Origin of the sequence: Pseudomonas sp. SWRI81 (assembly GCF_014268545.1) — a bacterium.
Taxonomy (GTDB): domain Bacteria; phylum Pseudomonadota; class Gammaproteobacteria; order Pseudomonadales; family Pseudomonadaceae; genus Aquipseudomonas; species Aquipseudomonas hamedanensis.
Genome location: NZ_JABWQS010000013.1, coordinates 95,703 through 117,200, shown reverse-complemented (window position 1 = coordinate 117,200; position 21,498 = coordinate 95,703). Strand labels below are relative to the sequence as shown.

Genomic DNA, 21,498 nt, shown 5'->3' with positions numbered 1-21,498 from the left:
GTGGGGACGCGGAGTGTCAGGAGAGTTCGGTGCCAAGCACTACGCTGAGGGCACTACGCGCATCGTCCAGCTGCACCAATGTCGCATGCCGGGCGCCGAGCGCATCACGGTTCTCGATCGCCGTGAGAATCGCCTTATGCCTTGGCAACGCCAGCTCATGCAGATTCGGCCGCTGGTTGGAATGCTTCAACGCCTCGGCAATCGCCACCGACAGCATATTGCACAGATTCGCCAGCAAGTCGTTATGCGTGGCGTCGGCAATCCGGCTGTGGAAGTCCAGGTCCGGCTGCAACAAGGCCTCCGGTGTCGGCGCGGTTTCCATGCGTTGGTAGGCTTCGTTGATCGCGGCGATGTCGGCATCGGTCGCATGCTGGGCGGCGAGGGCGGCCGCAGCGGGTTCGATGATGCTGCGCACGCTGGTCAGCACATTGAAGAATTCATTCTGCGGGCTACTTTGCATCAGCCAGTGCAGCACGTCCGGGTCGAGCATGTGCCATTCGCGGCGCGCCTTGACCACCGTGCCCACGCGGGGCTTTGAATACACCAGACCCTTGGCCACCAGCACCCGCGTGGCTTCACGCAACACCGGCCGACTGACCGCGTATTCCTCGCAGAGCAGGGCTTCGGCGGGCAGTTTGTCGTCGGGCAAAAAGCGTCCGGAGACGATCTGCATGCCCAGTTCCTGGACGATGCGCGAGTGCATGCTTTTACGGTCGGAAGGTTTGCGGTAATCCATGGGGAGCGACGCGATCCTGAGCGATGGAGATGCCGCGCATCATAGCAGGCGTGCGGCATTCTTGAGGCTGATGCATAGCAAATGTAGGAGTGAGCCTGCTCGCGATGGGGACATGTCAGTCACATATGTCTCAACTGACAGACCGCTATCGCGAGCAGGCTCACTCCTACAGGGGACGGCGGGGTTAGTGAGAGTGACGCGGGACCTCGGCCCCTCGGCAACCCACCAGAAAGTCAAAGTCACAACCCTGATCCGCCTGCAGTACGTGGTCGATGTACAGCTGACGATAGCCACCCACCAACAACTGCTGCGGTGGCTGCAAATCGGCCATGCGCGCGGCCAGTTCAGCGTCGGGAATGTCCAGATGCAGACGACCGCTGGCGCAATCGAGTTCAATCCAGTCGCCTTCCTGCACCGCCGCCAAAGGCCCGCCCGCTGCGGCTTCCGGAGCGACGTGCAAAACCACCGTGCCGTACGCCGTGCCGCTCATGCGTGCGTCGGAGATACGCACCATGTCAGTCACGCCCTGCGCCAACAACTTGGCCGGCAAGCCCATGTTGCCGACCTCGGCCATGCCCGGATAACCCTTCGGCCCGCAGTTTTTCATGACCAGGATCGAATCTTTGTCGACATCCAGTTCCGGGTCGTTGATCCGCGCCTTGTACATGTCGAAGTTCTCGAACACCACCGCGCGGCCGCGATGCTGCATCAGTTCAGCGGTAGCGGCGGACGGTTTGAGTACCGCACCCAGCGGCGCCAGGTTGCCGCGCAATACGCAAATCCCGCCGTCAGCGCGGATCGGATTGTCGAGGGTGCGGATCACTTCGTCTTCGCCGTAGATCGGCGCGTCTTTGGTGTTCTCGCCGATGGATTTGCCGTTGACGGTCAGCGCATTCGGGTTGGGAATCAGATTGGCCTCACCGAGGCGACGCAGTACCGCTGGCAACCCACCGGCGTAGTAGAACTCTTCCATCAGGAAACGCCCGGACGGTTGCAGGTCGACAATGGTCGGCATGCCACGACCGATGCGGGTCCAGTCGTCCAGATCCAGTTCGACACCGATGCGCCCGGCGATGGCCTTCAAGTGAATGACGGCGTTGGTCGAACCACCGATGGCAGCGTTGACGCGAATGGCGTTTTCGAAGGCTTCCTTGGTCAAAATCTTCGACAGTTTCAGATCTTCACGAACCATCTCCACCGCGCGCATGCCGGACATGTGCGCCAGCACATAACGCCGTGCATCCACCGCCGGAATCGCCGCGTTGTGCGGCAGCGAAGTGCCCAGCGCTTCAGCCATGCAGGCCATGGTCGACGCGGTGCCCATGGTGTTGCAGGTGCCTGCCGAGCGCGACATGCCGCCCTCGGCCGCGAGGAAATCGTCGATGGTGATGGTGCCGGCCTTGACCTGTTCGCTGAGCTGCCAGACCACGGTGCCGGAACCAATGTCCTTGCCCTTGTGCTTGCCGTTGAGCATCGGTCCGCCGGTGACGACGATCGCCGGCACGTCGCAACTGGCCGCGCCCATCAGCAGGGCCGGGGTGGTTTTGTCGCAACCGGTCAGCAGCACCACACCGTCAATCGGGTTGCCGCGAATCGCTTCTTCAACGTCCATGCTCGCCAGGTTGCGGGTGAGCATGGCGGTCGGGCGCAGGTTCGATTCGCCATTGGAGAACACCGGGAATTCCACCGGAAAACCACCGGCCTCGATCACCCCGCGTTTGACGTGCTCCGCGATCTGGCGGAAGTGCGCGTTGCACGGGGTCAATTCCGACCAGGTGTTGCAGATGCCGATGATCGGCTTGCCGTGGAACTGATGGTCGGCGATGCCCTGATTCTTCATCCAGCTGCGGTACATGAAGCCGTTCTTGTCGGCCGTGCCAAACCATTGGGCGGAGCGCAGGGTGGGTTTCTTATCAGACATGATCGTTTCTCTTATTGTATGACTATAGTGTTCCAGCGATGGCTTAACATAAGCTCAAAATCCGCCGTTTGGAAGTGTTGTTGAGTAAATAGTATTACTATATAGTCGTTTTCGACGGAGGGATGGCCCTGACGGTTTTCCGTGAGAGGCGTCCCCCGAGGTTCTATAAAAACAACAATCGGAGACCGATCTCATGAGCCAGGAATTGCGGCTTATCCGGCGCATCACGCTGAAACTGATTCCCTTCCTGATCCTGCTGTACCTGATCGCCTATGTGGATCGCTCCGCCGTCGGCTTCGCCAAGCTGCACATGGGCGCCGACATCGGCATCGGCGATGCGGCCTACGGCCTGGGCGCCGGGCTGTTCTTTATTGGTTACTTCCTCTTCGAAATCCCCAGCAACCTGATGCTCGAACGCTTCGGCGCCCGGCGCTGGTTCGCACGGATCATGATTACCTGGGGCGCGATCACCATCGGCATGGCCTTCGTGCAAGGGCCGCACAGCTTCTACGTGATGCGCTTTCTGCTCGGCGCGGCGGAGGCGGGCTTCTTCCCGGGCGTTCTGTACTACATCACTCAATGGTTCCCGGTGCGCCATCGCGGCAAGATCCTCGGGCTGTTCATCCTCTCGCAACCGATCGCCATGATGATCACCGGCCCCGTGTCCGGTGGCCTGCTCGGCATGGACGGCATCCTCGGCCTGCACGGCTGGCAGTGGCTGTTCATCGTTATCGGCACCCCGGCGATCCTGCTGACCTGGCCGGTGCTGCGCTGGCTGCCGGACGGCCCGCAGCAAGTGAAGTGGATGGATCAGGCTGAAAAAGACTGGCTGACCGGCGAGCTGAAAAAGGACTTGCAGGAGTACGGCCAGACCCGCCACGGCAATCCGCTGCATGCGCTCAAAGACAAACGTGTGCTGCTGCTGGCGCTGTTCTATCTGCCGGTAACACTGAGCATCTATGGCCTGGGCCTGTGGCTGCCGACGCTGATCAAACAATTCGGCGGCAGCGACCTGGTGACCGGGTTCGTCTCATCGGTGCCGTACATCTTCGGGATCATCGGCCTGCTGATCATTCCGCGCAGCTCCGACCGCTTGAATGATCGCTACGGGCATCTCGCCGTGCTCTATGTACTCGGTGCGATCGGTCTGTTCCTCAGCGCCTGGCTTTCGTTGCCGGTGGCGCAACTGGCGGCGCTGTGTCTGGTGGCGTTTGCCTTGTTCTCGTGCACCGCCGTGTTCTGGACTTTGCCGGGGCGCTTTTTTGCCGGTGCCAGTGCGGCGGCGGGGATTGCGCTGATCAACTCGGTGGGCAACCTTGGCGGTTACATCGGACCTTTCGTGATTGGTGCATTGAAGGAATACACCGGCAATCTGGCTTCGGGGTTGTACTTCCTTTCTGGCGTGATGGTGTTCGGCCTGATTCTGACCGGCATTGTTTATCGTGTGCTGGAACGCAAGCACGTTTTACCCGTCGACCAATTCGCCGCCAGCGCGCGGGGCGCAACCCGCACCTGACTGACTAACACCGGTCCCCTGTAGGAGTGAGCCTGCTCGCGATGGCGGTGTATCAGCGAAAAATTTGCAAACTGACACACCGCCATCGCGAGCAGGCTCACTCCTACAAGGATTGGCGGTGGCTTTGAAAAACAGGAGAAAAACATGCATCTGGTGCAATTCGAATTAACCAACGGCGAACGCCGCGTCGGCGTGGTCGACAACGGGCAGGTCCGCGAAGTGCAAGAAGCCCGCAGTGTGCGCGATCTGGCGTTGGCCGCGATCGAAGCAGGCAGCACCCTTGAGCAGCAGGTGCAGACCCTCGGCCTCGGCGCCAGTCACGACTACGCGCAGTTGCTCAACGACCTGCGCATCCTGCCGCCGCTGGACCACCCGGACCCGGCGCATATGCTGGTCAGCGGTACCGGCCTGACTCACCTGGGCAGCGCCTCGGCCCGCGACAAGATGCACCAGCAGGCCGGCGACGAAGCGGCGATGACCGACACGATGCGCATTTTCAAGTGGGGCGTGGAGGGCGGCAAACCGGCGGCGGGGCAGGCCGGTGTGCAACCGGAATGGTTCTACAAGGGCGACGGCAGCATCGTCGTGCGTCCGGGCCAGCCGTTCCCGCTGCCGCCGTTTGCCGAAGACGCCGGCGAAGAGCCAGAGATGGCTGGCTTGTACATCATCGGTAACGACGGCAAACCGTATCGCCTCGGTTTCGCCGTCGGTAACGAGTTCTCCGACCACGTCATGGAGCGCAAAAATTACCTGTACCTGGCGCACTCGAAATTGCGCAGTTGCAGTTATGGTCCGGAACTTCGCACCGGTGAATTGCCTCAACACCTTGCCGGCACCAGCCGAATCCTGCGTGACGGCGAGGTGCTGTGGCAGAACGAGTTCCTCAGCGGCGAGGCCAACATGTGCCACAGCCTGGCGAACCTCGAATACCACCACTTCAAATACAGTCAATTCCTGCGTCCGGGCGACGTGCACATTCATTTCTTCGGCACCGCGACCCTGTCGTTTGCCGACGGCATCCGCACCGAGCCGGGCGATACCTTCGAGATCAGCCAGGCCGACTTCGGCGCACCGCTGGTCAACGGCATCGCACCGGTCGAAGCGGCTTTTGAACCGGACAGCATCGGCACCCTTTAAGGAGATCCCATGACTCAGATTCTCGGTCACAACTACATCGGCGGGCAGCGCAGCGCCGCCGGCACCGTCAAATTGCAATCGGTTGACGCCAGCACCGGTGAAGCCTTGCCGCACGACTTCATTCAGGCCACGGCGGAGGAAGTCGACGCCGCCGCCAAAGCTGCCGCAGCGGCTTACCCGACGTATCGCAGCCTCAGCGCAGAACGCCGCGCACAGTTCCTCGACGCAGTCGCGGATGAACTGGATGCCCTTGGCGATGATTTTGTCGCCTTGGTCTGCCGCGAAACTGCGCTGCCAGCCGGTCGCATTCAGGGCGAGCGCGGCCGCACCAGTGGCCAGATGCGTCTGTTCGCCAAAGTCCTGCGTCGCGGTGATTTCTACGGTGCGCGCATTGACCTGGCACTGCCGGATCGCCAGCCACTGCCACGTCCGGACCTGCGTCAATACCGCATCGGCCTCGGCCCGGTCGCAGTGTTCGGCGCGAGCAACTTCCCACTGGCGTTCTCCACCGCTGGCGGCGACACCGCAGCGGCGCTGGCCGCCGGTTGCCCGGTGGTGTTCAAGGCCCACAGCGGCCACATGGCCACCGCTGAGCGGGTTGCTGACGCGGTGATTCGCGCAGCAGAGAAAACTGGCATGCCGGCCGGTGTGTTCAACATGATCTACGGTGGCGGCGTCGGCGAATGGCTGGTCAAGCATCCGGCGATTCAGGCGGTCGGCTTCACCGGTTCGCTGAAGGGCGGTCGCGCTTTGTGCGACATGGCTGCGGCGCGCCCGCAACCGATCCCGGTATTTGCCGAAATGTCGAGCATCAACCCGGTCATCGTCCTGCCGCAGGCGCTCGCCGCGCGGTCGGAAACGGTGGCCCGCGATCTCACCGCTTCGGTGGTCCAGGGCTGTGGTCAGTTCTGCACCAATCCGGGTCTGGTCATCGGTATTCGCTCGCCACAATTCAGCGCGTTCATCCAGCAACTGGCCGGCCTGATCGGCGATCAACCGGCGCAAACCATGCTCAACGCCGGCACCCTCGGCAGCTACGGCAAAGGTCTGGAAAAACTCTTGGCGCACAGCGGCATCGAACATCTGGCCGGTAATCCGCAGCAGGGCAATCAGGCGCAGCCGCAATTGTTCAAGGCTGACGTCAGCCTGTTGATCAACGGTGAAGAAGTGCTACAGGAAGAGGTGTTCGGGCCGACCACGGTGATCGTTGAAGTCGCCGATCAGGCTCAACTCAGCGCGGCGCTGCACGGACTGCATGGTCAACTGACCGCGACGATCATCGGCGAGCCGGCGGACTTCGAGCAATTCGCCGAACTGACGCCGCTGCTGGAACAAAAGGTCGGGCGCATCCTGCTCAACGGCTATCCGACCGGCGTCGAAGTCTGCGATTCGATGGTCCACGGCGGGCCATACCCGGCGACGTCCGATGCGCGCGGCACTTCCGTAGGCACGCTGGCGATCGACCGCTTCCTGCGTCCGGTGTGCTTCCAGAACTACCCGGACAGCCTGCTGCCGGAGCCGCTGAAAAACGCCAACCCGCTGCGCATTCAGCGTCTGGTCGATGGCAAGCCATCGCGCGACGCGCTCTAAAGCCAACGACAACCCCTGTAGGAGTGAGCCTGCTCGCGATAGCGGTCTTACATTCAGCATCTCTGCTGGATGACCCACCGCTATCGCGAGCAGGCTCACTCCTACAAGGGGACTGTTTCGACAATAGGTTATCATTGGCACTTTCCCCCCCAAGAAAGACTGTTTGCCATGACTGCCCAAACCCTTCTCAACGCCCTCGAACACTGCGGCATGGTCGAAATCGATGGCCTGCACGCCTTCGAATTCGCCCTCGACGAGGACGATAACCTGCACATCGAATGCATCGATGGTCGTGAAGCGAAGCACTGGGAATTCACCCCGGCGCAGGTCGCGGCGGCGACGTTTGATGAGACGCTGCAGAGCTGGCTGATCGTCGGCTACGCCAGCGACACCAAGACCACGGGCGAGCATCGTCTGGTGTGTCTCGGCGACGTAGTCAGCAGCAGCGACGACGAGGATGACAATAATGAAGATGCGTAATTTCTGGCCCTTGTTGATGGCCGGCAGCGTCGGTGCGATGGGGTTTTCCACGGCGTCCGCCGAAAGCTTCCAGTTGCTGGTGGGGTCGTACACCGCCGGCAGCAGCGAAGGCCTCTATCGGATGCAGTTCGACAGCGCCACCGGCCAGATCAACCCCAAGCCGCTGCAAGTGGTCAAGAGCGAAAACCCGTCGTGGCTGACCCTGTCCAAAGATCAGACACGTCTGTTCGTGGTCAACGAAAACGGCCCTGGGCAGACTGACCCTGTCGGTCGCGTCAGCAGTTATGCCATCGACCCGAAAACCCACGCCTTGAGCCTCATCAGCCAAGTGCAAAGCCTGGGCAACGAGCCGACCCATTCCAGCCTCAGCGCTGATGCCAGCCATTTGTTCGTCAGCAATTATTCGGTGATGGAAGACCCGGGCGGCACCCTGGCGGTATTGCCGGTCGATGCCGACGGCAAGCTCAAACCGGTGGTGCAGATGAGCGCGCACCCGGCGAGTCGGGTCAATCCTGAGCGGCAAGCTTCGAACCACGTGCATGCGACAGTTTCCTCACCGGACGGCCGCTACGTGTTTTCCAACGATCTCGGTGCGGACAAGGTGTTCATTTACCAGTTCGACCCCAAAGCCAACCCGCACTTGCCGCTGACCCCGGCGAAAACAGCCTCGGTGTCGATGCCGGCCGGTAGCGGCCCGCGCCATCTGCTGTTCAGCGCCGACGGCAAGCACGCCTGGCTGACCATGGAAATGAGCGCGCAGGTCGCGGTGTTCGACTACAACGACGGGGTGCTGACCCAGACGCAACTGGTTGACCTCGCAGCAGGCCAGCCGACCTCGGACAAGGCGGGCGCAGCGCTGCATGCCTCGGCCGATGGCAAGTTCCTCTACGTGAGCAATCGCGGCACGGCCAATCAACTCGTGGTGTTCGCTATCGATCCTGCGACCGGGCAGCTCAAAGAACTGCAAAAACGCTCGGTCGACGGCGACCACCCGCGTGAGTTTGCCCTTGATCCGAGCGGCAAGTTCGTCTTGATCGCCAACCAGAAGAGCAACCAGATTGTCGTCGTCGAGCGCGATGCCAAGACCGGTCTGCTCGGCAAAACCGTGCAAAAACTGCCGATGGACGCACCCAGCGACCTCAAGTTCATGCTGCGACAATAAGCCACAGGCCCCGGTTCGCGGGGCCTGTGTCGTTGTATTAATTGCACTGATAACGGCTAATGCTACAAAAGATTTCAAGCGCCAACCCTCCAGCGTTACGTTTGTTTCACAGCCCGACCGGGCAAACCAAGCAAACGAACACGAGGGTTACCGCCATGAACTTCAATCTCTTCTCCGTTATCGCCGCCTCCGCCATTTCCGCCACCGTGGTATTGCCAGCCGGTGCCAACGTCGAAATCGCCAGCAAAAAATCCCACACCCAGAGCTACACCCAGAAATACCTGCAACAAAGCGCCAACTTCTATGCCGCTCTGGATCATAAAACCCAAGCCTGAGCGCACCGTTCCCCTTTAGGAGCTGCCGAAGGCTGCGATCCTGATCGTTCCCATGCTCTGCGTGGGAATGCCTCTAGGGACGCTCCGCGTTCCAATGGGACGCAGAGCGTCCCGGGCTGCATTCCCACGCAGAGCGCGGGAACGATCAGGATCGCAGCCTTCGGCAGCTCCTACGCGTGTGCGCGTTCTTCGCTCATAGGTTTTTTCTCGCGGGCAAATAGAGCCAGTAAATAATCAACGAAGCTGATGTTTACTATGGCAAACGCTGAGTGGTTGCTTCGGTTCGTTTGATTGATTCTGTGGGCATCGAAACTTGCCCACGGGAGAACACCATGGCCAGCGCAATCCTCACTTCCGCCAAACGCGGCGCCTACCTGGCCATCGGTCTGTACCTGGCCGTGGTGCTGATCGTCAGCATCGGCTCGCAGATGGAACACCGCTTCGACGCGCCAATCGCCGTCGCCCACCCTGGCATCCAGTTCGAAGTCCGTTCGCAGAGCGTGATGGTCGACCGGGCTGAACTCGCGGGAGTTGGTGGCGCATGAAAGGCTATAGACTTTGGGTTATTGCCAGCCTGGCATTGATGACCAACGGCGCGTCATTGCTGGGTTTCGGTCAAGGTTCGGTGGGCGCACTGGCCCGGGCCATAGAGGCCAACCACAACATCGCCCACAACATCGAGCGGGCGAATACGCTGGGGCTGATGGCGGGCAATCCACCGGCCAGAATCGCAGTCGATTTTCTCGGGCCGTTTGAAGTGGATTGCATGGCACTGGGCATGTGCAACGCACTGGCGTAGAAATGCGGACCATTGTGGCGAGGGGATTTAGCGAAACGTCGCACCGCCCCGCTCGGCTGCGAAGCAGTCGTGAAATCAAACAACCCGCTGCATCAGGTACATCCCGTTCGCCGGTTTACGACTGCTGCGCAGCCGAGCGGGGCGGTGCGACGTTTCGCTAAATCCCCTCGCCACAGTTTTTTACTCAGCAAGGGCGAGAGGGTTACTTCTTCATGATCGAGGTGAACAGCTCGGATTCGAGCAGGCGCTGCAACCAGGCCTGTAAGCGAACATAAGGCGTCTGCGCAAACCACTCGCGATCAACGTGAGCGAACTGCCGCACGAAGGGCAGCAGGGCGATGTCGGCGAGACTGAGCCGGTCGCCCAGCAGGTAGTCGTGCTCCGCGAGCGTCAGATCCAAATAGTGGGCGATCATCTCGCACTGCATCCGATAGACCTCCATCGGTTGCTCTGGATAACGCTCAGCGTATTTGTAGTGATTCAGCGATGTCTTGAATTGTTGGTCGTTCGTCTCGATCAGCATATCCATGATGACCTCAGCCCCCGGATCATCCTTGAACAACCAGTCATCCGGATCATTCTGCGCCAACGCCCAACGCATGATTTGCAGGCTCTCATCAATCACCACGCCATCAGCATTCAGCACCGGCACGGTGCCCTTCGGCGAGATCGCCAGCATCTCTGCCGGCTTGTCCTTGAGGCTGACCTCGACGATGTCCACCGACACGCCGGTATAACGCAACGCCATCCGCGCACGCATCGCGTAGGGGCAGCGGCGGAACGAATACAGCGTGTTCATTTCACCTCCAGCGTACTCAAACCATTACCCTGGCGCCGCACCTGAATCTGCACCGGGATCCGTTCGTGCATTTCCTGCACGTGAGAAATCACCGCAACCTTGCGCCCCTGCGCCTGCAAACCGTCCAGGGCGTCCATGGCCAACTGCAGAGATTCGGGATCAAGGCTGCCAAAGCCTTCGTCGATAAACAGCGATTCGATTTTCAGCGTGCTCGACGCCATCGAAGCCAGACCCAGCGCCAAGGCCAGCGACACGAGGAACGTCTCGCCGCCGGACAACGAATGCACCGAGCGCAGCTCATCGCCCATTTCCGTGTCCATCACCAGCAGACCGAGCATGCTGCCGCCGCGTTTCAGGCGATAGCGTTTGACCAGTTGGCGCAGTTGCACGTTGGCGTGATGCACCAGCAGATCGAGGTTGTAGGCCTGGGCGATTTTGCGGAAGGTGTCGCCGGTGGCTGAGCCGATCAAGGCACTCAGGCGCGCCCAGCGTTGATACTCGGCATAGGCCTCGGCGATCTGCTGGGCCAGGGCCTGGTTGGCGTTCTGCCGGCGCTGGTCCTCCGCCTGTTCGGCACGCAGTTCGGCGCATTGCTGTTCGCTGGCGGCGAACTGGTTCTGCACGTCGACGAGGGCGCTGGCGAGCTGCTCGGCATCGAGGTTGCCGTTGTGCTGCGCCTGATGATCGAGCAGACGCTGATCGCGTTCCTGCACCAAGACCTGGGCCTGTTCGATGGCTTTTTCGTTGAGCTGGAGGGTTTGGCGCAATTCGGCGACTTGCGCGTCGTCGAAGCGCAGCAGGTCTTCGAGGCCGCCGTCATCCAGTTCAGGATGGCTGGCGCGCCAACTGGCGATCTTGTCAGTGAGCGCTTTGTCTTCACTTTCGAGCGCCTGCAATCGTTCCTGCTGTGCTTTGAGTTCCGCCGCGATTTGCACGCGTTGCGTGCGCACGCTTTGCAGTTCTTCGGTCGTGCTGGTTTCGGCCGTGCGCGCCTGCTCGACGGCCTGTTCGAGCAACTGCTGCCAGTGCTCGGCGCTGCTGTGTTCGCCGAGCAGTTGCGCTAGTTTTTCCTGACAGTTCTGCTGTTGCTCGGTCAGCGTGTTGAATTGCTGCTCGGCACTTTGCAATTGCTGGCGGCGAATCTGTTGGCGATCCAGTTCTTTTTCCAGCGTCTGCTGGCGTTGCTGCTGTTCGCCCAGCTCTTCCTTTTGCTGTTCAAGCTGCGCCAGACGCTCGGCGATCTGCCGGTCCAACTGCATGAACGTCGCGGCTGGCTCAAGGCGCAGGGCCTGGAGAGTGTCAGCGGGCAACAGCGGGCCAAACGCGGTGAGCTCTTCTTCCAGACGCTGACGGTCGCTGTTGAGTTCATGCTGTTGGTTGCTCAGGTGTTGCGCCGCTTGCTGGTGGGCGACTTCAGCCTGACGCAACTGCTGCGACAGACGCGCCGCGTCCTGCTGCAACGTGAGCAGGGCGCTTTGGCGCTGTTCATCCTGGGTAATGCTCTGGTTCAACTGCTCGTTCTGGCGACTGAGCCAGGCGTCGCGTTTGTCGGGGTCCTGGTTCAGCAATTGTGCCGACAGCGGATGCGCATCAAGGCTTGGGGCCAAGGCTTGTTGCTGGGCAGAGAGTTGTTCCTGCTGTTGCAGCAACTCTTTTTGTTGCGCGATCACGCCGCCGACTTCGCCGCGCAGGTCGATCAGTTTTTCCTTGAGCTGATCGACCATTTGCTGCGCGTTGGCCTGTTCGCTTTCATCGTGGCGACCAAGACTTTGCAGCAGCGCTTCGGGCTGATGATACGGATGCTCGTTGCTGCCACAAACCGGGCAGGGCTGGTCGTCCTGCAACTGCGCACGCAACTCTTCGACGCTGGCACTGCGCGCCAGACGCTGGCGCTCGAGCAGTTCGCGGGTGACGCTGAGGGTTTGCTCGGCGACGGTCAGTTCGGCCTTGGTTTTAACGCCGTCCTGGGTCAGGCGTTCGCGCTGCTGTTGCGCGTGGAGCTGGCGCTGTTGCAGCTCCTCGCTGCGCTTGTCGAGATCCTGCCGAGTGGCCCACAGGCGCGACAAGTCTTCGACGGCGCGCAGTTGTTTGCGGTTGTCCTGCAACAGAGTGCCGAGAATGCCGATCTGCTCTGCGACCGCGTCGGGTTCGGCACCGGCCTCTTTGAACAGCACTTCCAGTCGCTGCTTGTGCGACGCCAACTCTTCAGCACTGCGCGCGGCGTTTTGTTCAAGGGACTGCAGTTCAGCCTGGCCCTTGTTCAAACGGTTACCGATCAGCATCAATTGCTGCAGACGGTCGCGATAGGCGCTCCAGGCATCGCTCAGCGGGGCCAGATGCGCGCTCTGTTCAAGCTCGGCGGCGATGCGCTGCAAGCGCTCAGCGACCTGAGTCTGTTTTTCCTGCAACGCCTGAATGGCGCTCTGGCCATCCTTGAACGTTTGCTCGGCTGTTTGCCGGGCTTCGGCGCTGCTGGCAGTGTCCTTGATCAGGCGGGCGAGGGTACTTTGTTCTTCGAACGCCTGACGCAACAGCGGCGCATTCTCGCTTTGCCGCTGCTGCGCTTCGCTGAGGGCGACTTTCGCGGCGTCGAGGCGTTGTTCCAGTTGCGCCTGACGTTCGCCCAGCGCCGCGTGTTGTTGGGTGTGCGCGGCGATCTGCGCCGCCAGTGGCGCCAGCAGTGCATCGAGCTCGGCCTTGCGCGCGAACTGATGCCGCTGCGGGCCGAGCTGCTCCAGGCGCGTCAGTTTTACCCGCTCGCCGGCCAGCGCCTGCCAATGCTGCTGCGCACTGTGCAATTGTTCGCTGGCCGCCTGCTGCGCGTCCTGCAACTGACTCAAATCCTTGAGCCAGCTGTGTTGCTGCTCAAGTTGTTTGAGCTGCGCCTGTTGCGCCTTCATCTGTTGCTGCGCGGCGTTGAAACGCTCATCGAGTTCGGCGCGGGCTTCGGGTGCCAGTGGCGTCACACCGCTGGCCTGATCCTGCAACAGCTTGTGCGCTTCGCGGGCTTCTTTGGTCTTGTCGAAAGCGCGGCGGCCGAGGCGGGTGTAGAGCGCGGTGTCGGTGAGTTTTTCCAGCAGTTCGCTGCGGTCGTTGTCGTCAGCCTTGAGGAACGCGCTGAACTCGCTCTGCGCCAGCAGGACGGCGCGGGTGAACTGTTCGAAGTTCAGGCCCAGCGCGGCTTCCAGTTGGGTTTTGTATTCGCCTTTCTGACTCGCGAGCAATTGATCCTGATCGATATCGCGCAGGCTCTGTCGGCTGGCCTGCAACTTGCCCCCAGCCTTCTCGCGGGCGCGGTTGGCTTCCCAGCGCGCCCGATAGCGACGGCCATCGACGCCGACAAAATCCACCTCGGCATAGCCTTCGCCGGTACCACGACGCAGCAAGGTACGCGGGTCGCCAGTGGCGATTTCGCCGTCGGCGTCCGGGACTTTCGCGTCGCGGCCGGTGTTGTTCAGGCGTGGAACGGCGCCGAACAGCGCCAGGCACAAGGCGTCGAGCAGGGTGCTTTTGCCGGCACCGGTCGGGCCGGTGATCGCAAACAGACCGGCGCTGGCCAGCGGCTCGGCGGTGAAATCAATCTCGAAAGGCCCGGCCAGCGAGGCAAGGTTCTTCAAGCGAATGGCGAGAATTTTCATGGCTGCTCGCCCTCCAGTTGCACGTCCTGTAGCAGTTCGGTGAAGTCTTTCAGCGTCTGTTCATCGACCTCGCTGCCGTAGTTGTCGAGCCAGGCACGGCTGAATAATTCCTGTGGGGTGAGCTGGTCGAGTTCGATCAGCGTGTTGCCGTCATCGCTACCATCGGCGCCGCGATTGCCAGCGTATTCAGCGGCGATGCGCACCAGACGCACGGCTTTGCCTTGCAGCGCGGATTCCACTTGATGACGCAGATCCGGCTGCGGCTCGTCGAGACGTACGCGGACCTCCAGCCACGGCTGACGCTGGGTTTCAGCGAGCAGATCGATGTTTGGCAAGTCGGCCAGTTGCAGCAGAATTTCGGCCAGCGGCGCCGGGCCGATACGCTGCAGATTGACCGAGCGCGGGATCAGCTTCGGCTCGACACTGACCAGGGTTTCGCCGTCGAGTGTCACGTCGAGAATCTGGTGCTGATAACCGATCTCCGAGAACGACAATGGAATCGGCGAGCCGCTGTAGCGAATGCGTTCCTCACCGTTGACCTTCTGCGGCTTGTGCAAATGGCCGAGGGCGACATAGCTGATGCTCGACCCAAACAGGCTGGCGGGCAGGGCTTCGGCGTTGCCGATGATCAGGCTGCGTTCGGAGTCCTCCGACACCGAACCGCCAGCCATATGTGCATGGCTGATCGCGATCAACGCCTGCCCGGGCTGACGCTTGGCATTGGCCGCCGCGATCAGCCATTCATGCACCTGGCCGATGCCGCGTAAATAATTGTCGCCCAAGTGCGCACCGGTGACTTCCGCCGGGCGCAGGAACGGCAGCGCCAGGCACCATGCCGCAATTTCGCCGGTTTTATCCGGCAACGGCAGCAGCAGGCGTTCGGCATCCAGTTGCCCGTCATCGAGCCACAACACACGGCCCAACGCATGGGTGCGCAAACGCCGCATCAATGGCGCGGGCAGTTCGATCCGCGAGCCGGAATCATGGTTGCCGGCGATCATCACGATGGTCAGCAGCGGCTGCTGTTCGTGGGCACTGACGATGAAGTCGTAAAGGCGTTCCTGGGCTTTGACCGGCGGATTGACCGTGTCGAAGATGTCCCCGGCAATCAGCAGCACATCCGGCTGCGCCTGTTGCAGTTGGCGCAGCAGCCATTCGAGAAAACACGCGTGCTCGAAATCGCGCTCCTGGCCGTGCAGGTTTTGCCCAAGGTGCCAGTCGGAGGTGTGAAACAGACGCAAGGTGGACTCCGCAATAGCTAAAGGGGCGATGGCCGCAAAGAGACGAAGAGGCGGCTAAAGGGGGAGAGTTTACTGGCAAAACCCTGGTCTGTGGACGCTAAGCCCCCTGTGGCGAGGGGATTTATCCCCGTTCGGCTGCGAAGCAGTCGTCAAATCAGCCAACGCGGTCCCTCAGAAAGATCACGGGTACCGGTTTGGGGCCGCTACGCAGCCCAACGGGGCGGTGCGACGTTTCGCTGAATCCCCTCGCCACAGGGTCCCTGTGCAGCGCTACTTGGGATAAAGCGGCGGCAACCCACTCTCACTCACCGGGTCCTGCACCCGTTCCGCCGCCGGAATTGTCCGGATCGCCCGCCAGAGATCTTCACCTTGCCAATGCTGCCCCGTCTCGCTGTACAGCGCACCATTCAGCCCGTCCAGCGCGTCCGACAGCGGCACAAACCGCGCCGCCATGTCCGCCAGTGTCTCTGGCTGTTGCCGCGCCCAGGCGTCCAGCGCCTGGCGGGTGGCGTGGGGATCGTTGGCCTGGCTCGCACGCTTGATGTCGTCGAGCAATGTGCGTGGACTCGGGCCGGTCTGGGCGGCTCGGTGGATTGCCGGTTGCCAGCGTGCACGCCACCACAGGCCGAAGCCGAGCAGGGTGGTGCAGGCGAGGATCAGCGTGCTGAGTTTCCACCACCACAGCGTGTCGTTGTCGAGCATGGCGGGTTGAAGCGTGCCGGCCGGCGTGTCGATTTGCAGGCTGGGGTTGTTCGCCACTTGCAGGGTGCGCGCCGGCAGGCTGCTGTGTTCCAGGTGGTCTTCGAAGGTGTTCCACCAGACCACGTCGACGGTCGGCAGGTCGATCGCGCCGCTGCGGCTCGGCACCAGGGCTTCGCGTTCTTCACGGCTGCCGATGATGCCGCGGTCGCTGCTCTGGTTGCTCAGCACGGGTTGATCGGGGTAGCGGCGCAGGCCGTTGACGTCGGTGGCGGGCAGCGCTGGCAGTTGCGAGCTGGCGAGGCCTTCGACTTTCAGGGTCAGGCTGCGGGTCAGGGAATCGCCGACCTGGGTGTGTTCCGGTTCCGGGCTCCAGCTTTCGCTGAGGCTGAGGCTGCGCGCCGGTAGCCACGGGGCATCGACCGGATAGGTCAGCGGTTTCGGTTTGACCGTCAGCGGGATGGATGAGGAACTCACGCGCATCAGTTTGCCGGGTTTCGGCCCCGAGGAATCGGGTGATGGCGCCGTATCGACCAGCGTGGCGCTGAACGTTTGCGGGGCGATGGTCAGCAAGCCGCTGTGTTGCGGGTAGATCGCGTAGCGCATCTCGATCACGCCGTGGCGTACACCGTTGAGGTCTTTTTCGTAGGTGCGCGTGTCGCCCAGTTGTTCGATCCGCGCGTCGGCGATTTGCAGCGGGCTCAGGCTGCTGTCGTCGTACAGCGACACCGAATGGTAGATGCGCAAGGTCAGGATGGCCTGGGCCTGCACATAGACGCTGGACTGATCGAGGTTGGCCTCGATGAACACCGGATCGAGGCTGCTCTTGTCCTCGACGGTGTCGCTGGCAACCACTTGTACGGTGATCGGCTGGCTCTGCACTTCGCCCAGTTGCAATGGCGGGATCACCACGCTGCCGTTTTCTTTCGGCAGCAGGGTGACGATCCAGCGCGTGGTGGCGCGGTTGTCGCCATTGAGGGTGTTGAGCTGGTTGACCTGCCGTGTGCCGCGTACTTCGAACAACGGCTCCAGCGGCGACAGGTCAGGCTTGCCGAACTGCGTGACGTCGTCAGTTTCGAGGGTGAGTTCGACCGTCTCGCCGGAGTTCAGGCGACTGCGATCCACGCTGGCGGTCAGCTCGGCCGCTTGAGCGGTGGCCGTGCAGATCAGCAGGGGCAGCAAGAGAGCGGTGAAACGGGTCATCGAGTGTTTTCCTGATCCTGATGTTGTTGCTGTTCGTACCAGAATTTGCGTCGCAACAGTTCGCCCGGGTCGTCCGGGATCTTCCCCAGCCATTGCTCCAGTGCCTGCCGCTGTTCGCCTTCGAGGTTGTTTTCGCTCGGGCGCAGGGTCGGCACCGTGTCGGTCTGTTCTTCTTCCACGCTGCCCGCGATTTCGTTGGGGCCTGGCTGCGGCGGGGTGGTCGGTGGCGGTTCACTGGCCGACTCTGCCGGTTGCGCCTGGCTTTGGGTTTCGCTGGTCACCGCCGGGGGAGGCGCGGTGGCGGGCGGTGGCTCATCGCCGGGCAGGCTTTGTTGGTTTGGCTGATTGTCCGGTTCGGCCGGTGGTGGAGCGTTTTTCTGCTTCAGCAGATTTTCGACCAGCGCTTTGTTGGTCTGCGCCGGACGCAAATCCGGTTGCAGCTCCAGGGCCTGTTCATAGGCGTCGATGGCCGCTTCCAGCTCACCGCTTTTCGCCAGTGCGTTGCCACGATTGTAGTGCGCACGGGCATCACTGCCTTCGGCGAAGCGCTGGGCGGCGCCACTGTAGTCGCCGGCCTCGTACAACGCCACCCCTTGCCACTGGTGATCGGCAAAATGTTGCGCGGCTTCGGCCGGACGCTTCTGCTTGAGCAGGTGCAGGCCTCGCTGGTCGGGGCGCAGCCACAGGTCTTCGAAGTCGAACGCGTAGCTGGGCTGCGGCAGGCAGAACAGCAGCGGCAGACAGAACAGCCAGCCACGCCGACCCGCACACGCGGCGAGCAATAACAGTGGCAGCAGCAGCCAGTAACCTTGATCGGCCCAGGTATCCAGACGCACGGTGCGACCATCGTCACGCAGGCTGCGTGGGCCGCTGAGCAGGCCGAGCGCGGCGAGATCGCCTTCGTCCAGTTGCGCCGCTCGGTATTCGCCACCGACGCTGTTGAGGAATGCCGCCAGTCCCGGACTGTCGAGTTGCGGCACGCGGATCGCCCCCTGCTCGTCCTTGAGGAAGCTGCCGTCTTCCTGGGCAATCGGCGCACCTTCGGCGGTGCCGATGCCGAGCATCAGCAACTGCGCCGATTCGCCGTTGAGCGCGCGGCGTATGCCTTGACGTTCTTCTTCGGTCAGGGCTGAACCCACCAGCAAAATCCGCCCCTGGCCGAGGGCACCCTGTTGCAGCAGCGCCAGCGCTTTACTGACGGCGAGGTCGGCGCGATGCCCACTTTGCGGCATCAGCGACGGCTTGAGGGCGTTGAGCAGATTGCGGCTGGTCGCCAGGTCATCGGACAGCGGTACCAGCGTGTGCGCGCTGCCGGCGTAAACCACGATAGCCGTCTGCGCATCGCTGCGTGCCTGCAACAGATCGAACAACTTGCGCCGGGCTTGTTCGAGGCGCGTCGGCGGCGAGTCGGTGGCGAGCATTTCCGCGGTCAACTCCAGCACCACCACCAGCGGATCGGCGGGTTTCTGGCTGGTCTGTTCAACCCGTTCCCAACTCGGCCCGAGCAACGCCAGCAGGGTTAGCAGCCACGCCACGCCGAGGGCAATCCACGGCAGTTTGCTCTCGCGACCATTGCCCCCACTGAGCAACGCTGAATGGAAGGCTGGCGGAAGAATCATCTGCCAGCGTCCGGCGCGTTTCTGCCGGTGCCAGAGTTGCCAGAGCAGCCAGCCGAGCAGCGGCAACAGCAACAGCCACCAGGGACGGAACCAGTGCGGCCAGAGCGCGATCATCGGCGCCTCCGCAAACGCAAGCGTTTAAGGCGTTCGCGCCAGTCAGGCAACGGACTCTGCAGATTCAGCTCCTTGTTGAGCAGGCGTTGCAGCGGGTTGTCCGGCCACAGTTCGCGGGCGACCAGCAACAGGCTCAACCACAGCGCCAGCGCCAGAGGCCAGTGATACAAGGCCTGGGCCGGGCGCGCCTGGGTCGGTTGCTGAGTCACCGGTTCGAGCTGGTCGAGGGTGTCCTTGATCGTTTGCAGTTCCTTGCCGTCATGGGCACGGAAATACTGGCCGCCGGTGACTTCGGCAATTGCCTTCAGCGACGGCTCGTCAAGGTCCAGGCTCGGGTTGACGCCGAGCAGACCGGTCGAGCCGCTGTCTTCAGGGTTGGCGCCGATGCCGATCGGATAGATTTTCACGCCTTCGCTGGCGGCCAGTTTTGCAGCGGTCAGCGGATCGATCTCGCCGCCATTGTTGGCACCGTCGGTGACCAAAATCAGCACGCGGCTTTGTGCTGGCCGAAGGCGCAGGCGTTTGAGGCCCAGGCCAATCGCGTCGCCGATGGCGGTGTTCTTGCCGGCGATGCCGATCCGCGCCTCGTCGAGCCAGACGCGCACGGTATGGCGGTCGAACGTCAGCGGTGCCTGCAGATAGGCCTGGCTGCCGAACAGGATCAAACCGACCCGGTCGCCGTCGCGGCTTTCAAGAAAATCGCCGAGCAGATGCTGGACGAGTGACAGGCGGCTGACTTCTTCGTCCTGCCACTGCATGTCGGGGAAGTCCATCGAACCGGATACGTCCACCGCGACCAGCAAATCGCGCCCGCTGGCGGCAATCGGCAGCGGCTCGCCGAGCCATTGCGGACGGGCGGCAGCCATCAGCAGAACCAGCCACAACAGCACGAACGGCGCCTGCTGACGCCAGCCCGGCAGATGGGCGCGGGCGCGGCGGCGGGCGAGGCCTTCCAGATCGGCGAGGAAACTGACTTTCAGCGCCGGCTCGCCACTGTCGGCCACAGGCAGCACCAGGCGCATCAGCCACGGCAACGGCAACAAGGCAAATATCCACGGCCAGGCGAATTCAAACATGTTTGCGAATCCACGTATCGACCGCTTGGGTCAGGCCGGCGATGGCTTTGTCGTCGAGTTTGCATTCGGGCTTGTAGGCGCCTTCGACCAGCACCATCCACCGCGTCAGGCCGGCGGCGGGGCAGCGGTTATCGAGGAACGCCAGCCATTTGCGCCCGTTAAGTGTGTGGCTCTGGCTGTAAGGATAGTGGTTGCGGCACAGGCGTTTCAGCAGACCGTTGAGTTGCTGCAGCCAGGCGCCGGCCGGCGCGCCATCATAGGGCTTGGGCATTTGCGCGAGTTCGGCGAGCGCCGCGATGCGCACCGGGTCGAGCGGCTGTTCGGCGCGCGCGACCGGGCGTTTTTTCATCGGAAGAAAACCGCGCAAACGCCACACCGCGAAACCGAGCAGCGGCAGCAACAGAAGCAGTAGCCACCAGCCCGGCGCCGGTGGCCAGAAGGCTATCGGTGGCGGCGAGATCAGCGGTTGCAGTTGATCGAGGCCGCTCATCGACCTTTCCCCGGACGCTGCGGATTAAGAAACTCGCGCATCTGCTCGACCATTTCGCTCTGCGTGCTCAGCGGCATCAACAACACCCGCAGCTTCTGCGCGAGCAATTCCCAACGAGCGATGCGTGCTTCGGCCTGGGCGCGATAGCTCTGGCGCAGATCGAAGTTCAGCGTGTCGAGTTCCAATTGCGCGCCGCGTTCGGCGAATCGCAGCAGGCCGGCGGCAGGCAGGGCGTGGTCGAGCGGATCAGAGAGCGGCAGCATCAGCAGGTCACAATGGCGCGACAGCAGGCCCAATTGCTGCTCAACGCCATCGGACAGGGCGCGCTCATCGCAGATCACCACCACCAGACTGCCCGGGCGCAACACCTCCCGGGCACGGCGCAGGGCTACACCCAAGGCATCGCGATCCGGCTCGCGTTCGCTGTGCAGTGACTGATTGACCTTGACCAGACGATTGAGCAACTGCAAAAGGCTTTGCTTGCTGCGTCGTGGCTTGATTTCGTAATGCTCGTTGTCGCCGAACACCAGCCCGCCGACGCGGTCATTGTGGCCCAGCGCGGCCCAGCCAATCAGCGCGGCGACTTGTGCCGCCAGCACCGATTTGAACATGAGTCCCGAGCCGAAAAACAGCCGCGTGCTTTGCTCGACCATGATGAAAATCGGCCGCTCGCGCTCTTCATGGAACAGCTTGGTGTGCGGTTCCTGGGTACGGGCGGTGACGCGCCAGTCGATGGTGCGCACGTCGTCGCCGGCCTGATACACCCGCACTTGGTCGAAATCGACGCCACGACCGCGGAATTTCGAGTGATGCAGGCCGATCAACGGGCTGCGCTGGCTCGGCGTGGAGAACAACTGCACCTCGCGGACACGGTGGCGCATCTCGATCAGCTCGGCGAGGCTGATGCGGATACCGGGTTCGGTGGGCAGGGCGGCGTTCATGG

18 protein-coding genes are annotated in these 21,498 nt (G+C 62.3%); 8 read left to right on the top strand and 10 right to left on the bottom strand.

What is annotated here, in order from left to right; translation table 11 throughout:
• Positions 1 to 16 precede the first annotated feature (16 nt).
• Both HU765_RS11340 and HU765_RS11335 read right to left on the bottom strand, forming a co-directional pair.
• A complete protein-coding gene (locus HU765_RS11340; protein ID WP_186551664.1) occupies positions 17 to 736 on the bottom strand; it encodes a FadR/GntR family transcriptional regulator in 720 nt (239 codons plus the stop codon).
• 184 nt (positions 737 to 920) lie between these two features.
• Positions 921 to 2,657 carry an IlvD/Edd family dehydratase gene (locus HU765_RS11335; RefSeq protein ID WP_186551665.1) on the bottom strand — a complete coding sequence of 579 codons (1,737 nt, stop codon included), beginning with the start codon at positions 2,655 to 2,657 and terminating at the stop codon, positions 921 to 923.
• Positions 2,658 to 2,850: 193 nt separating this feature from the next.
• Between HU765_RS11335 and HU765_RS11330 the strand changes: the two genes are divergently transcribed.
• The 8 genes from HU765_RS11330 (at position 2,851) to HU765_RS11295 (ending at position 9,676) form a co-directional block, all read left to right on the top strand.
• Positions 2,851 to 4,173 carry an MFS transporter gene (locus HU765_RS11330; protein ID WP_186620460.1) on the top strand — a complete coding sequence of 441 codons (1,323 nt, stop codon included), beginning with the start codon at positions 2,851 to 2,853 and terminating at the stop codon, positions 4,171 to 4,173.
• A 144-nt stretch (positions 4,174 to 4,317) separates the two neighbouring features.
• Positions 4,318 to 5,310 (top strand): AraD1 family protein, encoded by a 993-nt coding sequence (araD1, locus tag HU765_RS11325; protein ID WP_186620458.1) that lies wholly within the window; start codon positions 4,318 to 4,320, stop codon positions 5,308 to 5,310.
• Between the two features lie 9 nt (positions 5,311 to 5,319).
• Complete coding sequence (locus HU765_RS11320) at positions 5,320 to 6,900, top strand: aldehyde dehydrogenase (NADP(+)) (RefSeq protein WP_186620456.1); 1,581 nt, start codon at positions 5,320 to 5,322, stop codon at positions 6,898 to 6,900.
• Between the two features lie 168 nt (positions 6,901 to 7,068).
• Positions 7,069 to 7,380, top strand: a complete 312-nt coding sequence (locus HU765_RS11315) for a DUF5629 family protein (RefSeq protein WP_076562525.1) — start codon at positions 7,069 to 7,071, stop codon at positions 7,378 to 7,380.
• Positions 7,367 to 8,542, top strand: coding sequence for a lactonase family protein (locus tag HU765_RS11310; protein ID WP_186620454.1), 1,176 nt, complete (start codon positions 7,367 to 7,369; stop codon positions 8,540 to 8,542). Before HU765_RS11315 ends, HU765_RS11310 begins: the two co-directional genes overlap by 14 nt.
• Positions 8,543 to 8,697: 155 nt before the next feature.
• Positions 8,698 to 8,877, top strand: coding sequence for a hypothetical protein (locus HU765_RS11305; RefSeq protein WP_016775003.1), 180 nt, complete (start codon positions 8,698 to 8,700; stop codon positions 8,875 to 8,877).
• Between the two features lie 332 nt (positions 8,878 to 9,209).
• A complete protein-coding gene (locus HU765_RS11300) occupies positions 9,210 to 9,422 on the top strand; it encodes a hypothetical protein (protein ID WP_186551670.1) in 213 nt (70 codons plus the stop codon).
• Positions 9,419 to 9,676: a hypothetical protein gene (locus HU765_RS11295; RefSeq protein WP_186551671.1), complete on the top strand. Its 258-nt coding sequence runs from the start codon at positions 9,419 to 9,421 to the stop codon at positions 9,674 to 9,676. Before HU765_RS11300 ends, HU765_RS11295 begins: the two co-directional genes overlap by 4 nt.
• A gap of 202 nt (positions 9,677 to 9,878) precedes the next feature.
• On the opposite strand, the gene HU765_RS11290 is transcribed toward HU765_RS11295, so the two are convergent.
• From HU765_RS11290 to HU765_RS11255, 8 genes are all read right to left on the bottom strand, one after another.
• Entirely contained in the window at positions 9,879 to 10,475 is a 597-nt protein-coding gene (locus HU765_RS11290; RefSeq protein ID WP_186620452.1) for a glutathione S-transferase, read from the bottom strand.
• Positions 10,472 to 14,113: an AAA family ATPase gene (locus HU765_RS11285; RefSeq protein WP_186620450.1), complete on the bottom strand. Its 3,642-nt coding sequence runs from the start codon at positions 14,111 to 14,113 to the stop codon at positions 10,472 to 10,474. The genes HU765_RS11290 and HU765_RS11285 overlap by 4 nt, the downstream gene beginning before the upstream one ends.
• On the bottom strand, positions 14,110 to 15,354 hold the full coding sequence (locus tag HU765_RS11280; RefSeq protein WP_186620448.1) for an exonuclease SbcCD subunit D C-terminal domain-containing protein: 1,245 nt from the start codon (positions 15,352 to 15,354) through the stop codon (positions 14,110 to 14,112). Before HU765_RS11280 ends, HU765_RS11285 begins: the two co-directional genes overlap by 4 nt.
• Before the next feature lie 270 nt (positions 15,355 to 15,624).
• A complete protein-coding gene (locus tag HU765_RS11275; protein WP_186620446.1) occupies positions 15,625 to 17,256 on the bottom strand; it encodes a BatD family protein in 1,632 nt (543 codons plus the stop codon).
• Positions 17,253 to 18,989, bottom strand: coding sequence for a tetratricopeptide repeat protein (locus tag HU765_RS11270; RefSeq protein ID WP_186551676.1), 1,737 nt, complete (start codon positions 18,987 to 18,989; stop codon positions 17,253 to 17,255). Before HU765_RS11270 ends, HU765_RS11275 begins: the two co-directional genes overlap by 4 nt.
• Entirely contained in the window at positions 18,986 to 20,065 is a 1,080-nt protein-coding gene (locus tag HU765_RS11265; RefSeq protein ID WP_186620445.1) for a VWA domain-containing protein, read from the bottom strand. The genes HU765_RS11270 and HU765_RS11265 overlap by 4 nt, the downstream gene beginning before the upstream one ends.
• Complete coding sequence (locus tag HU765_RS11260; protein ID WP_186620444.1) at positions 20,058 to 20,555, bottom strand: DUF4381 domain-containing protein; 498 nt, start codon at positions 20,553 to 20,555, stop codon at positions 20,058 to 20,060. Before HU765_RS11260 ends, HU765_RS11265 begins: the two co-directional genes overlap by 8 nt.
• Positions 20,552 to 21,496, bottom strand: a complete 945-nt coding sequence (locus tag HU765_RS11255; protein ID WP_186551679.1) for a DUF58 domain-containing protein — start codon at positions 21,494 to 21,496, stop codon at positions 20,552 to 20,554. The genes HU765_RS11260 and HU765_RS11255 overlap by 4 nt, the downstream gene beginning before the upstream one ends.
• Between the last annotated feature and the right edge of the window lie 2 nt (positions 21,497 to 21,498).

Excerpts from the sequence above, each read along its gene's own strand:
- HU765_RS11340 (WP_186551664.1), bottom strand. The coding sequence starts at position 736 with ATGGATTACCGCAAACCTTCCGACCGTAAAAGCATGCACTCGCGCATC.
- HU765_RS11335 (WP_186551665.1), bottom strand. The coding sequence starts at position 2,657 with ATGTCTGATAAGAAACCCACCCTGCGCTCCGCCCAATGGTTTGGCACG.
- HU765_RS11330 (WP_186620460.1), top strand. The coding sequence starts at position 2,851 with ATGAGCCAGGAATTGCGGCTTATCCGGCGCATCACGCTGAAACTGATT.
- araD1 (WP_186620458.1), top strand. The coding sequence starts at position 4,318 with ATGCATCTGGTGCAATTCGAATTAACCAACGGCGAACGCCGCGTCGGC.
- HU765_RS11320 (WP_186620456.1), top strand. The coding sequence starts at position 5,320 with ATGACTCAGATTCTCGGTCACAACTACATCGGCGGGCAGCGCAGCGCC.
- HU765_RS11315 (WP_076562525.1), top strand. The coding sequence starts at position 7,069 with ATGACTGCCCAAACCCTTCTCAACGCCCTCGAACACTGCGGCATGGTC.
- HU765_RS11310 (WP_186620454.1), top strand. The coding sequence starts at position 7,367 with ATGAAGATGCGTAATTTCTGGCCCTTGTTGATGGCCGGCAGCGTCGGT.
- HU765_RS11305 (WP_016775003.1), top strand. The coding sequence starts at position 8,698 with ATGAACTTCAATCTCTTCTCCGTTATCGCCGCCTCCGCCATTTCCGCC.
- HU765_RS11300 (WP_186551670.1), top strand. The coding sequence starts at position 9,210 with ATGGCCAGCGCAATCCTCACTTCCGCCAAACGCGGCGCCTACCTGGCC.
- HU765_RS11295 (WP_186551671.1), top strand. The coding sequence starts at position 9,419 with ATGAAAGGCTATAGACTTTGGGTTATTGCCAGCCTGGCATTGATGACC.
- HU765_RS11290 (WP_186620452.1), bottom strand. The coding sequence starts at position 10,475 with ATGAACACGCTGTATTCGTTCCGCCGCTGCCCCTACGCGATGCGTGCG.
- HU765_RS11285 (WP_186620450.1), bottom strand. The coding sequence starts at position 14,113 with ATGAAAATTCTCGCCATTCGCTTGAAGAACCTTGCCTCGCTGGCCGGG.
- HU765_RS11275 (WP_186620446.1), bottom strand. The coding sequence starts at position 17,256 with ATGACCCGTTTCACCGCTCTCTTGCTGCCCCTGCTGATCTGCACGGCC.
- HU765_RS11270 (WP_186551676.1), bottom strand. The coding sequence starts at position 18,989 with ATGATCGCGCTCTGGCCGCACTGGTTCCGTCCCTGGTGGCTGTTGCTG.
- HU765_RS11265 (WP_186620445.1), bottom strand. The coding sequence starts at position 20,065 with ATGTTTGAATTCGCCTGGCCGTGGATATTTGCCTTGTTGCCGTTGCCG.
- HU765_RS11260 (WP_186620444.1), bottom strand. The coding sequence starts at position 20,555 with ATGAGCGGCCTCGATCAACTGCAACCGCTGATCTCGCCGCCACCGATA.
- HU765_RS11255 (WP_186551679.1), bottom strand. The coding sequence starts at position 21,496 with ATGAACGCCGCCCTGCCCACCGAACCCGGTATCCGCATCAGCCTCGCC.